10 protein-coding genes are annotated in these 12,941 nt (G+C 56.4%); 4 read left to right on the forward strand and 6 right to left on the reverse strand.

Features of this window, described 5'->3' with window-relative positions:
• The first annotated feature begins 21 nt into the window (after positions 1-21).
• On the forward strand, positions 22-684 hold the full coding sequence (exoX, locus tag ACOTZB_RS15685; protein WP_010432611.1) for an exodeoxyribonuclease X: 663 nt from the start codon (positions 22-24) through the stop codon (positions 682-684).
• Here the strand turns inward: exoX and ptrB are convergent.
• Both ptrB and ACOTZB_RS15695 read right to left on the reverse strand, forming a co-directional pair.
• Positions 681-2,741: an oligopeptidase B gene (gene ptrB / locus ACOTZB_RS15690; RefSeq protein WP_421627718.1), complete on the reverse strand. Its 2,061-nt coding sequence runs from the start codon at positions 2,739-2,741 to the stop codon at positions 681-683. The two genes, exoX and ptrB, sit on opposite strands and share 4 nt — an antisense overlap.
• 85 nt (positions 2,742-2,826) lie before the next feature.
• Positions 2,827-3,474 (reverse strand): tellurite resistance TerB family protein, encoded by a 648-nt coding sequence (locus tag ACOTZB_RS15695; RefSeq protein ID WP_421627720.1) that lies wholly within the window; start codon positions 3,472-3,474, stop codon positions 2,827-2,829.
• 171 nt (positions 3,475-3,645) lie between these two features.
• Here ACOTZB_RS15695 and purT point away from each other — a divergent pair, with 171 nt between their 5' ends.
• A complete protein-coding gene (gene purT / locus ACOTZB_RS15700; protein ID WP_421627722.1) occupies positions 3,646-4,824 on the forward strand; it encodes a formate-dependent phosphoribosylglycinamide formyltransferase in 1,179 nt (392 codons plus the stop codon).
• Between the two features lie 42 nt (positions 4,825-4,866).
• Here purT and kdgA read toward each other — a convergent pair whose 3' ends face one another.
• From kdgA to zwf, 3 genes are all read right to left on the reverse strand, one after another.
• The gene (gene kdgA, locus ACOTZB_RS15705) at positions 4,867-5,508 is read right to left on the reverse strand and encodes a bifunctional 4-hydroxy-2-oxoglutarate aldolase/2-dehydro-3-deoxy-phosphogluconate aldolase (RefSeq protein ID WP_257830056.1); all 642 of its coding nucleotides are present in this window, start codon (positions 5,506-5,508) and stop codon (positions 4,867-4,869) included.
• 39 nt (positions 5,509-5,547) lie between these two features.
• Positions 5,548-7,359, reverse strand: coding sequence for a phosphogluconate dehydratase (gene edd, locus ACOTZB_RS15710; RefSeq protein ID WP_126330147.1), 1,812 nt, complete (start codon positions 7,357-7,359; stop codon positions 5,548-5,550).
• Positions 7,360-7,591: 232 nt separating this feature from the next.
• Positions 7,592-9,067 carry a glucose-6-phosphate dehydrogenase gene (gene zwf, locus ACOTZB_RS15715; RefSeq protein ID WP_023312228.1) on the reverse strand — a complete coding sequence of 492 codons (1,476 nt, stop codon included), beginning with the start codon at positions 9,065-9,067 and terminating at the stop codon, positions 7,592-7,594.
• A gap of 356 nt (positions 9,068-9,423) precedes the next feature.
• Between zwf and ACOTZB_RS15720 the strand changes: the two genes are divergently transcribed.
• Together ACOTZB_RS15720 and pyk are read left to right on the forward strand one after the other, a co-directional pair.
• Entirely contained in the window at positions 9,424-10,293 is an 870-nt protein-coding gene (locus ACOTZB_RS15720) for a MurR/RpiR family transcriptional regulator (RefSeq protein WP_023312229.1), read from the forward strand.
• A gap of 140 nt (positions 10,294-10,433) precedes the next feature.
• Positions 10,434-11,876 carry a pyruvate kinase gene (pyk, locus tag ACOTZB_RS15725; protein WP_039263653.1) on the forward strand — a complete coding sequence of 481 codons (1,443 nt, stop codon included), beginning with the start codon at positions 10,434-10,436 and terminating at the stop codon, positions 11,874-11,876.
• 45 nt (positions 11,877-11,921) lie between these two features.
• Here pyk and lpxM read toward each other — a convergent pair whose 3' ends face one another.
• Positions 11,922-12,893 (reverse strand): lauroyl-Kdo(2)-lipid IV(A) myristoyltransferase, encoded by a 972-nt coding sequence (gene lpxM / locus ACOTZB_RS15730; RefSeq protein ID WP_193806475.1) that lies wholly within the window; start codon positions 12,891-12,893, stop codon positions 11,922-11,924.
• Positions 12,894-12,941 lie beyond the last annotated feature (48 nt).

The following is a 12,941-nucleotide window of genomic DNA, read 5'->3' on the forward strand; positions in this document are numbered from 1 at the left end:
TTTTAAGCTCAGGAGTTTTCAATGCTGCGCGTCATCGATACCGAAACTTGCGATCTTCAGGGCGGAATAGTTGAAGTGGCCTCTGTCGACGTGGTTGATGGTAAAATCGTCAACCCCATGAGCCATCTGGTGCGTCCCGATCGTCCCATCAGCCCTCAGGCGATGGCTATCCATCGCATTACCGAATCGATGGTGGCGGATAAGCCGTGGATCGAAGAGATCATTCCCCACTACTACGGTAGTCCGTGGTACGTCGCGCACAACGCCAGCTTTGACCGCCGGGTGTTGCCTGAAATGCCGGGGGAATGGATTTGCACCATGAAGCTGGCGCGTCGTCTCTGGCCGGGGATTAAATACAGCAACATGGCGCTGTACAAGTCCCGCAAGCTCAGCGTCCGTACCCCTGAGGGGCTTCACCATCACCGCGCGCTGTATGACTGCTATATCACCGCCGCGCTGCTGATTGATATTATGAATATCTCTGGCTGGACACCGGATGATATGGCGACGATCACCGGACGTCCCGCGCTGCTGACCACGTTTACGTTTGGTAAATATCGCGGAAAGCCGGTGTCCGAGGTGGCGGATAAAGATCCGGGCTATTTGCGCTGGCTGTATAACAACCTCGACAGAATGAGCCCGGAGCTGCGCTTAACGCTGAAACATTATCTGGGCGATGCTTAACGCTCTGCACGGCCTGGCAGCGTTTCCTGCGCCAGGCCTATTAAAAAGGCATATTCCAGGGCAACGCCTTCGTACGATTTAAATCGGCCCGATTTACCCCCGTGTCCGGAATCCATGTCGGTACACAGCAGCAGCAGGTTGTCATCGGTTTTCAGCTCTCGCAGTTTCGCTACCCATTTTGCCGGCTCCCAGTATTGCACCTGAGAATCATGCAAACCGGTGGTGACCAGCATATGCGGGTAGGCTTGCGCCTCCACGTTATCGTACGGGCTGTACTCTTTCATATAGCGGTAGTACATCTCATCCTGCGGATTTCCCCACTCCTCAAACTCCCCGGTGGTAAGGGGAATGGATTCATCGAGCATAGTCGTGACCACATCGACAAACGGTACCTGCGCGACAATCCCCTTAAAGCGATCGGGACGCTGGTTGATGACCGCCCCCATCAGCATGCCGCCCGCGCTGCCCCCCATGCCAAAGCAGAGCTGCGGATCGCCATAGCCCTGCTCAATCAGCGCATCGCAGACGTCGAGGTAATCATTGAAGGTGTTTTTCTTTTTCAGGAATTTCCCGTCTTCATACCAGTGCTGGCCCAGCTCACCGCCGCCGCGAATGTGGGCGATGGCGAAAACAAAGCCGCGATCGAGCAGGCTTAACCGACTGCTGCTGAAATCGGCATCCATGCTTGAGCCATACGAGCCATAGCCGTACACCAGGATCGGGTTTTTGCCTTTCTGGAAATGGCCTTTGTGATAGACCAGCGAGACCGGGACCTCAACGCCATCGCGGGCGATAACCCACAGGTGCTCGCTGCGGTAGTTTTCAGACTCAAACCCTTTGACCTCGGTCTGTTTAATCACCTGCCGCTGCCCGGTATCCATATCCAGCTCAAACAGGGTGTCCGGCGTGGTCATGGAGGAGTAGCCGTAGCGCAACCGCGACGATTCAGGTTCAGGGTTGAAACCAATCCACGTCACGTAGGCCGGGTCATCGAATGCAATCCCCACCACTTCCCGGGTTTTTCGGTTGATTTGCCGGATACTGGTCAGCCCGCGCTGACGCTCTTCCACCACCAGCCAGTCGGTAAACAGGGTGAACCCTTCCAGCATCACCTGATCCCGCGCGGGGATAAGCACCTCCCACTTGCGCTCATCGCGCACTTTGGTTTTATAGAGACCAAAGTTTTTGCCCTCGCGATTGGAGCGCAAATAAAAGCTGTGCTGGAAGTGATCCAGGCTGTACTCGTGATCCTTGCGGCGCGGCAGGAAACAGAGCGGCTGGGCGTCCGGCAGTTCGGCATCCAGCAGCAGAACTTCCGACGTCGTCGCGCTGGCAAGGAAGATAATCACATAGTGGCGTGAGGAAGTTTTATGCAGGCTGACATAAAACGTTTCGTCTTTCTCTTCGTAAACCAGCTCGTCGTCAGCGGAGTCCGTTCCCACGGTATGTCGCCACACCTGGTAAGGGAGCAGCGTTGACGCGTGCTTTTTTACGTAGTAAACCGTTTCCGAATCATTCGCCCAGACAAAATCCGGGGAGACGTTTTCCAGCATTTCCGGATACCAGTTGCCGGTGTCCAGATTGCGAAACCGCAGGCCGTACTGGCGACGGGAGAGGTAATCCTCCGCCAGTGCCATTACCGCGTTGTCAGGCGAAATGGACATGCCGCCAAGGGTATAAAACTCGCTGTGGGCGGCGCGTTGGTTGGCATCCAGCAGAATATCCCACGCATCCCATTCGGCGCTTAACACCGACTGACGCTGGTAGATGGGATACTCATTGCCGGGCTCGTAAATATGGCGATAGCGATAGCCATTTTTGGTCCAGGGCGCGGAGATATCGCGCTGGGGAATACGCTGCACCATTTCATTCAGCAGCTGGTCCTGAAGCGTCTGCTGGCTGGACATGACCTTGCGGCCATAGTCGTTTTCCTCGTGCAGGTAGTCGAGTACTTCTGGCCGGGAGCGAGAATCGTCCCGTAGCCAGTAATAGTTGTCTATACGCGTATCGCCATGCGTGGTGATCGCATAAGGTATACGTCGGGCTTTCGGTGGCATGTCGTCATTCTTTTTCGTTTTACACCCTATAAGGTTGGCAAAACCCACGCATGATGCAAGCGAAACCGGGTCGCAACGGCGAGAACTATCCCTGTAACGCCTGTTTTTGCTCCCGGATGTCCCGCTCAATGCCTTCACGCACGTCCTGAGGGATCTTTAACGCATCGCCCAGGGCGTTAAGGTAGCTCCGCTCCATAAAGTGATCGATATCGATGGCGACACAGCTGAGGAAATAGAGTTCAAGCGCCTCTTCCTCATTTTTCACGCTTTGCGCCAGACGCTGCGGCTCCAGAGGCTGCTCGATGGCCTGCGCCACCAGCGTTCTGCCCTTCTCTTCAACGCCGGCCTCGCGCAGCTGCTGCTCGATCGCCGCTCGCTCTTTATCGTCAATATGCCCGTCACTTTTCGCGGCAAAGACCAGCGCAAGAATGAGCCGCTCGGTACGCAGATCCAGCGGCGAGGTGTGCTCGCCGTAATGCGGTTCATCGCTGTGCGCGGTCCTAACCCTGTCCTTGTATTTATTCCACAGCACGGTGCCCGCGATGGCGCCCCCACCGGCCAGCAGTGCGCCTGTCCCGTACTTTGCCAGCAGCTTGCGCGAGGATTTATTCGCGACCAGCAGGCCTGCCAGCCCGCCGAGCGCCCCGGGTACCAGCAGTTTGCTGAGGTCCCGTTCGCCAGACGATGTTTTCTGCCCTAACAGGGATTGCAATTGATTTAACCAGCCAGACATGGTTTCCCTCACTTAACGGTGAACATATTCCACAGCGTAAGCGAGCGGGCGTCAGGAAATGTCTGGACGGGCTAAAGAAGCGCAAATTTCTTCTCCCTTCACCTGGCCATGTACAAGACAGACGCAAACGTTTTCGTTTATACTGCGCGCAACTTTTTCAGGGGGATTGTTATGATTCGTTTAGGAACTGCGCTGCGACCTGCGGCGACGCGAGTGATGCTGTTGGGATCGGGCGAGCTGGGAAAAGAGGTCGCCATCGAGTGCCAGCGTTTAGGTGTGGAAGTCATTGCCGTAGACCGTTACGCCGACGCACCCGCCATGCACGTCGCCCATCGTTCTTATGTGATTAACATGCTGGATGGCGATGCCCTTCGCGAGCTGATTACGCGCGAAAAACCTGATTTTGTCGTGCCGGAAATTGAAGCTATTGCCACCGATACGCTGATCGCCCTGGAGCAGGAAGGCCAGCGCGTGGTGCCCTGCGCGAAAGCCGCAAAGCTGACCATGAACCGCGAAGGCATTCGTCGCCTGGCGGCGGAAGAGCTGGAATTGCCCACCTCGAGCTACCGTTTTGCTGGCGATAAGGCCGCGTTCCTGCAGGCCGTCGAGGAGATTGGCTACCCGTGCATCGTTAAGCCGGTGATGAGTTCCTCCGGTAAAGGGCAGAGCTTCATTCGCGACAGCGGCGCGCTCGACAAGGCATGGGATTACGCCCAGCAGGGCGGCCGTGCCGGAGAAGGTCGCGTGATTGTCGAAGGGGTGGTGAAGTTTGATTTCGAAATCACCCTGCTGACCGTCAGCGCCGTTGACGGCGTCCATTTCTGCGACCCGATTGGCCACCGTCAGGAAGATGGCGATTACCGCGAATCCTGGCAGCCGCAGCAGATGAGCGCCCTGGCGCTGGAGCGTGCTCAGGAGATCGCCCGTAAAACCGTCCTGGCGCTGGGCGGCTATGGCCTGTTCGGCGTGGAGCTGTTTGTGTGCGGTGATGAGGTGATTTTTAGCGAAGTCTCCCCTCGCCCGCATGACACCGGCATGGTCACGCTGATTTCGCAGGATCTCTCCGAGTTCGCCCTGCACGTGCGCGCCTTCCTCGGCCTGCCCGTCGGCGGTATTCGTCAGTATGGCCCGGCCGCTTCGGCGGTGATCCTGCCGCAGTTAACCAGCCAGAACGTTACGTTTGATAACGTCGACGGGGCGGTGGGTGCCGGGTTGCAGGTACGTTTGTTCGGCAAGCCGGAGATCGACGGAACCCGCCGTCTTGGCGTGGCATTAGCCACGGGGGATAACGTTGACGACGCCGTGGCAAGAGCGAAAGCGGCCGCTGCGAGCGTCAAGGTTGCAGGATAAAAAAACGGGCCGTAAGGCCCGTTTTTTTATCCTGCGATTAACTTACTGCTTCGCGCCTTCAACCGCTTCACGAGCCAGTTTGGTGATGCGATCCCAGTCGCCCGCTTCCAGCGCATCCGCCGGAACCAGCCATGAACCGCCGATGCACAGCACGCTTTTCAGCGCCAGGTAGTCACGGTAGTTGGCAGGAGAGATGCCGCCCGTCGGGCAGAAGCGTACCTGAGAGAAGGGACCCGCAATCGCCTGCAGCGCTTTGGTGCCGCCGTTCGCTTCAGCCGGGAAGAATTTGAACTCTTTCAGACCGTAGTCCATGCCCAGCATCAGTTCAGAGACGGTGCTGATGCCCGGGATCAGCGGAATAGTGCCTTCGGTGGCAGCTTTCAGCAGCTGCTCGGTCAGGCCCGGGCTGATGGCAAACTGTGCGCCCGCTTCGGTCACTTCAGCCAGCTGTTTTGCGTTCGTTACGGTACCCGCACCGATGATGGCGTCCGGCACTTCTTTCGCGATAGCGCGGATAGCATCCATCGCGCAGGCGGTGCGCAGGGTGACTTCCAGAACGCGAACGCCGCCCGCTACCAGCGCTTTCGCCATCGGTACAGCGTGCTCCAGCTTGTTTACCACGATAACCGGCACGACAGGGCCAGTGGTCAGGATTGCTTCTGCACTTGTTTTCCAGTTTTTCATCAGAGTTTTCTCTCGCCAGATCGTTAAAATCAAGTCGTCTTAAAACGTAATACAGGTTGCGCCCTGCTCCGCACCGGAGAGTTTCTCACGCAGCGCGCTGAACATTTCGCGTCCGGTCCCCACGCGCGATGCGCTCAGGTCAGGAATGTGGGGCTGACGTGCCGCCAGCTCGGATTCATCCACCAGCAGGGTTAACTCGCCCGTCTGGCCGTTCACGCGGATCATGTCACCGTCGCGTACTTTCGCCAGCAAACCGCCGTCGTAGGCTTCAGGCGTCACGTGGATGGCTGAAGGCACTTTACCGGATGCCCCGGAGAGGCGTCCATCGGTGACTAACGCAATTTTGAAACGGCGGTCCAATAATACACCAAGTGGTGGCATAAGTTTATGTAATTCTGGCATCCCGTTAGCTTTAGGCCCCTGGTGACGCACCACCACCACGCAGTCTTTATCAAGAAGACCGGCGTCAAAGGCAGGTAATACGTCATGCTGGCTTTCAAACACCACCGCCGGCGCTTCGATAACCTGGTTCTCTTCCGGTACGGCAGAGGTCTTCATTACCGCGCGGCCGAGGTTGCCGCTCAGCACTTTGGTGCCGCCGTGAGGAGAGAACGGTTTGTCGATGGTGGCAATCACCTGCGCATCAAGGGACGCGCTCGCCCCTTCACGCCAGTCCAGCTCGCCGTTGTTCAGCCACGGCTCCTGGGTGTAGCGCTGCAGGCCAAAGCCCGCCACGGTATTCACGTCTTCATGCAGCAGTCCGCCTTTCAGCAGCTCGCGCATCAGCAGCGGTACGCCGCCTGCGGCCTGGAAGTGGTTAATATCCGCCGGACCGTTCGGGTACAGGCGCGCCATCAGCGGCACCACGGAAGAGATCTCGGAGAAGTCATCCCAGTTAATCAGAATGCCCGCCGCACGCGCCATGGCAACCAGATGCATGGTGTGGTTGGTTGACCCCCCGGTTGCCAGCAGCGCGACAATCCCGTTAACAATGACTTTTTCGTCAACCATTTTACCCATCGGCATCCATTCATTGCCGTTGCCGGTCAGACGCGTGACCTGACGGGCCGCGGCCTCGGTCAGCGCCTTGCGCAGCGGCGCGTCCGGCTGGATAAAGGACGAGCCCGGAAGCTGCATCCCCATAAACTCCACTACCATCTGGTTAGTGTTAGCCGTACCGTAGAACGTACAGGTCCCCGGCGCATGATAGGACGCGGCTTCCGCCTCCAGCAGCGCCTGACGGTCTGCTTTCCCTTCCGCATACAGCTGGCGAATACGCACTTTTTCTTTGTTCGGCAGACCGCTCGCCATTGGGCCGGACGGGACGAAGATCGCAGGCAGATGCCCAAACGACAGCGCCGCCATCACCAGGCCCGGGACAATCTTGTCGCACACGCCGAGGTACAGCGCGCCATCAAACATATTGTGTGACAGGCCCACCGCGGCAGACATCGCAATCACTTCGCGGCTCAGCAGGGACAGCTCCATGCCGTCCTGCCCCTGCGTCACGCCGTCACACATGGCAGGTACGCCGCCCGCCACCTGGCCCACCGCATTCACGCTGTGCAGCGCGTTACGGATGATAGTGGGATAGACCTCATACGGCTGGTGCGCGGAAAGCATATCGTTATAGGAGGTAATGATGGCGATATTGTTACGCAACATGCTTTTCAGCGACGCTTTATCATCAGGCTGGCAGGCGGCGAAGCCGTGCGCCAGGTTCCCGCAGGCCAGCTGAGATCGGTGGACGGTGCTGCTCTTTGCCTGTTCAATCCGGGCGAGGTAGGCCGAACGGGTCTCTTTCGAGCGCTCGATAATGCGCTGTGTTACGCGTAACAATGTCGGATTCATAAAAGCTCCTCTAAATTATCTGTCCGGCTCGGGAGTTTACAAAGTCGTTGGCAGTTGTTAACAACGCTGAAACGCTTGCTGTCCGGAGCTCAGGGGCAAAATCACTTCCGGCAGTGTAATAAAAAAAGCTCCGCGGGTGAATCCACGCGGAGCTTAAAAGTTGAAAATTGTGCCACTAGCTGTGTTAGATCATGTTACCGGTAAAATAACACTTTCGAGCTAGAGGATTATCTTACTCAAACTCGTTCCAGGAGCGGCCATCGCGGGTGATCATCGCCACCGACGCGACAGGTCCCCAGGTCCCCGCCTGATACGGTTTTGGCGCATCCTGATCGGCAGCCCAGGCTTCGGTGATGGAGTCGACCCATTTCCACGCCTCTTCCACCTCATCGCGGCGCACGAACAGCGCCTGGATACCGCGCATGGTTTCCAGCAGCAGACGCTCGTAAGCATCGGCCAGGTGCGTCTGGTTGAAGGTTTCGGAGTAGCTCAGATCCAGCTTGGTGGTCTGCAGGTTGTGTTTATGATCCAGCCCCGGCACTTTGTTCAGGATCTGGATATCCACCCCTTCGTCCGGCTGCAGACGAATGGTCAGTTTGTTCTGCGGCAGTTCCTGCCAGGACTCTTTGAACAGGTTCAGTTCCGGGTTTTTGAAGTAAACAACCACTTCGGAACATTTGGCCGGCAGACGTTTACCGGTGCGCAGGTAGAACGGAACGCCCGCCCAACGCCAGTCGTCGATATCCACGCGGATCGCCACGAACGTCTCGGTGTTGCTGGACTTGTTCGCGCCCTCTTCTTCCAGGTAGCCAGGCACTTTTTTGCCTTGCGCAAACCCGGCGGTGTACTGGCCGCGGACGGTCTTCTCACGCACGTTGGAGCGGTCAATGCGGCGCAGTGACTTCAGCACTTTCACTTTTGCGTCACGGATGCTGTCAGCCGTCAGGTCAGACGGTGGAGACATGGCAATCATGCACAGAATTTGCAGCAGGTGGTTCTGGATCATGTCGCGCATCTGACCGGCCTGGTCAAAGTAACCCCAGCGACCTTCAATCCCCACCTCTTCCGCCACGGTGATTTCCACGTGGTCGATAGTGCGGTTGTCCCAGTTATTCACAAACAGGGAGTTAGCGAAACGCAGCGCCAGCAGGTTCAGAACCGTCTCTTTACCGAGATAGTGGTCGATACGGTAGACCTGGCACTCTTCAAAGAACTCGCCCACCTGGTCGTTGATTTCACGCGAGGTTGCCAGCGACGTCCCCAGCGGCTTCTCCATCACGACGCGCGCCGGTTTGGCGTTCAGTTTGGCTTCGCCCAGACCTTTGCAGATGGCGCCGAAGGTGCTTGGCGGCATGGCGAAATAGTTAATGGTGACACGGTTTTTCTGATCCAGCATCGCGCCTAAGCGGGTAAACGCGCTGACGTCATTGACGTCCAGGTTGCAGAAATCGAGGCGTCCACTCAGGGTATCCCACAAACTTTCATCAATTTTTTCTTTCATGAAAGTTTCGAGCGCCTCGCGGACGACTTTGGTATAAGCGTCCTTGTCCCAGTCAGCGCGCCCGACACCCAGGATACGGGTATCCGGATGAATTTGGCCCGCTTTCTCCAGTTGATACAGGGAAGGCAGCAATTTTCGGCGTGCAAGATCGCCTTTCGCGCCGAAAATGACCAGGTCACATGCCTGGGCTGTTTGCGTTACCGCCATGTCATTCTCCTCAGTTGGATCACCTGGTACTTCTGCCAGGTATCGTTGTAATTTTATTACAATGCACTGTACTGCTTTTACGTCATTCCCGAAACCATTAGCGCTTATCGTCGCGTGCGATACCACGATTTTTCACCATCTGGATGATTACGACGGCGTAATGACGCAACAACCGTCGTTTCTTTGCGCAACAGGGTCGCAGCAAAACCCGACACCGATCAAGTAATGAAAAAAAACAACAACATTATCTTGTCGATTGTTACCCTTAATGGAAGCCACAAGGGTAATATCGGCTAAATCGAATCACGATTTCATCAATTTATGAAATCGTTTACACCCATGAGCGTCCTGTTAACATGAACATGCTGGAAAAAATCCAGTTTCAACTGGAACACCTTAGCAAATCCGAGCGAAAAGTCGCCGAGGTCATTCTCGCCTCACCCGCTCAGGCGATTCATTCAAGCATCGCCGCTCTGGCACAGGAAGCGGGTGTTAGCGAACCGACGGTCAATCGCTTTTGCCGCAGCCTCGAAACGCGCGGCTTTCCTGATTTTAAACTGCATCTGGCACAAAGTCTGGCTAACGGCACCCCATATGTTAATCGTAATGTGGATGAAGACGACAGCGTTGATGCCTATACCGCGAAAATTTTTGAATCGGCTATGGCTTCGCTTGACCACGTGCGCCAGTCTCTGGACATGAGTTCCGTGAATCGCGCGGTGGATTTGCTCACCCAGGCCAAGCGAATTGCGTTCTTTGGGCTCGGGTCGTCGGCGGCCGTGGCGCATGACGCCATGAACAAATTTTTCCGCTTTAACGTCCCGGTTATTTATTCCGATGACATTGTGCTGCAACGCATGAGCTGTATGAATTGCAGTGAAGATGACGTCGTGGTACTGATTTCGCATACCGGCCGCACCAAGAGTCAGGTAGAGCTGGCGCAGCTGGCCCGTGAAAACGATGCCATGGTGATTGCCCTCACCACGGCGGGCACGCCGCTGGCCCGTGAGGCGACGCTGGCGATCACCCTCGACGTGCCGGAAGACACCGACATTTATATGCCGATGGTTTCCCGTCTGGCGCAGCTCACCGTGATTGACGTGCTGGCAACCGGTTTTACCTTACGCCGGGGCGCAAAATTCCGGGATAACTTGAAGCGGGTCAAGGAAGCGCTGAAGGAATCGCGTTTTGATAAAGAATTGCTTATAAAGAGCGATGTTCCCTGATAGTTGATAACGAAGACGTAACCAATAATTACGATGTAACGATTTACGGCATTCGGTCCACTCTCCGCTGCCTTGCAGCAGATGAAGGCCGATTCAATGTTCACGCAACACCAAAGTTGTTTCAGTCAACGGAGTATTACATGTCCAGAAGGCTTCGCAGAACCAAGATCGTAACCACCTTAGGCCCGGCCACCGATCGCGATAATAATCTTGAGAAAATTATCGCCGCCGGCGCCAACGTGGTGCGCATGAACTTCTCTCACGGTACGCCAGAAGACCATAAGTTACGTGCCGATAAAGTGCGTGAAATCGCAGCCAAACTGGGCCGCCACGTTGCTATCCTCGGCGATTTGCAAGGTCCAAAAATCCGCGTATCAACCTTTAAAGAGGGTAAAGTTTTCCTCAATATCGGCGACAAATTCCTGCTTGATGCCAACCTGGGCAAAGGCGAAGGCGATAAAGAGAAAGTCGGTATCGACTATAAAGGCCTGCCGGCTGACGTGGTGCCAGGCGATATCCTGCTGCTCGACGACGGTCGCGTACAGCTGAAGGTGCTGGAAGTTCAGGGCATGAAAGTGTTCACCGAAGTCACCGTGGGCGGCCCGCTCTCCAACAATAAAGGCATCAACAAACTGGGTGGCGGCCTCTCTGCTGAAGCGCTTACCGATAAAGACAAAGCGGACATCGTGACGGCTGCGCTGATCGGCGTTGACTACCTGGCCGTATCCTTCCCGCGCTGCGGCGAAGATCTGAACTATGCGCGTCGCCTGGCACGGGATGCAGGCTGCGATGCTAAAATCGTCGCGAAAGTTGAACGCGCCGAAGCCGTTTGCGATCAGGATGCCATGGACGACGTGATCCTCGCCTCTGACGTGGTGATGGTTGCGCGCGGTGACCTGGGCGTGGAAATCGGCGATCCTGAGCTGGTCGGTATCCAGAAAGCTCTCATTCGTCGCGCACGTCAGCTGAACCGCGCGGTGATCACCGCCACGCAGATGATGGAATCGATGATCACCAACCCAATGCCAACCCGTGCAGAAGTTATGGACGTGGCTAACGCCGTGCTGGACGGTACCGATGCGGTGATGCTCTCTGCGGAAACCGCTGCGGGCCAGTATCCGGCAGAAACCGTGGCCGCCATGGCGCGCGTCTGCCTGGGCGCTGAAAAGATCCCAAGCATCAACGTCTCTAAACACCGTCTGGACGTGCAGTTCGACAACGTGGAAGAAGCGATTGCGATGTCTGCGATGTACGCGGCAAACCACCTGAAGGGCGTTACCGCAATCATCACCATGACCGAATCTGGCCGCACCGCGCTGATGACCTCTCGTATCAGCTCTGGCCTGCCGATCTTCGCCATGTCCCGTCACGAACGCACCCTGAACCTGACGGCGCTGTACCGCGGCGTGACGCCGGTTCACTTCGACAGCACCAGTGACGGCGTAGCTGCGGCACACGATGCCGTAAACCTACTGCGCGACAAAGGCTATCTGGTGTCCGGTGATATTGTCATTGTGACCCAGGGCGACGTGATGAGCACCATCGGCTCAACAAACACCACGCGCGTCATGACCGTCGAGTAATAACGCCTATGTTAAAAAGCCCTCTCCAGATGGAGAGGGCTTTTTTTATTTCTTCGGATAAAGCTCTTTGCGTTTATAGGGCTCTGTTTCACCTGGCTTACGCGTTTTCAGCAGCTTCAGGATCCACGTGTACTGTTCGGCATGCGGCCCCACCAGGATTTCCACCTCTTCGTTCATTCGACGCGCGATCGTGTGGTCGTCCGCGGTCAGCAGATCGTCCATCGGCGGACGAACCTCAATACTCAGGCGATGCGTTTTACCGTCATAGACCGGGAACAGCGGGATCACGCGGGCACGACAGACTTTCATCAGGCGACCGATCGCGGGGAGCGTTGCTTTGTAGGTCGCAAAGAAATCGACAAACTCGCTGTGCTCGGGGCCGTGGTCCTGATCCGGCAGATAATAGCCCCAGTACCCCTGACGCACCGACTGAATGAAGGGCTTAATGCCATCGTTGCGCGCGTGCAAACGTCCGCCAAAACGACGACGCACCGTATTCCAGACAAAATCGTAGATTTTATTTCCCTGGTTATGGAACATCGCCGCCATTTTCTGGCCCTGAGACGCCATCAGCATCGCCGGAATATCAACGCCCCAGCCGTGGGGGACAAGGAAAATGACTTTCTCGTCATTGCGGCGCATCTCCTCGATGATGTCCAGCCCTTTCCAGTCAACGCGATCGACGATTTTATCCGGCCCTTTCAGCGCCAGTTCAGCCATCATCGCCATGGCCTGCGGCGCGGTGGTGTACATCTCATCAATGATTGCCTCGCGCTCGGCGTCGCTTTTCTCAGGAAAACAGTAGTAAAGGTTGATCTGCGCGCGACGGCGGGCGCTCTTGCCTAAACGCCCGGCCAGACGGCCAATTTTCCCCAAAACGGGATCGCGAACGGAAGCAGGCAGTAACGCCATCCCCGCAAAGGCGTAGACACCAAGCCAGGCGCCCCAGTTGCGCGGATGGCGGAAGGATTTTTCAAACTCAGGAATGTATTCAATATTGTTTTTTTTGGTTTCCATGCTGGATCCAGGGTCTGATGACGCAAAATTTTATTCAGATAGTGTAGC

This window comes from Enterobacter cloacae complex sp. SHL020 (assembly GCF_049236945.1).
In the GTDB taxonomy this organism is placed as follows: domain Bacteria; phylum Pseudomonadota; class Gammaproteobacteria; order Enterobacterales; family Enterobacteriaceae; genus Enterobacter; species Enterobacter dykesii.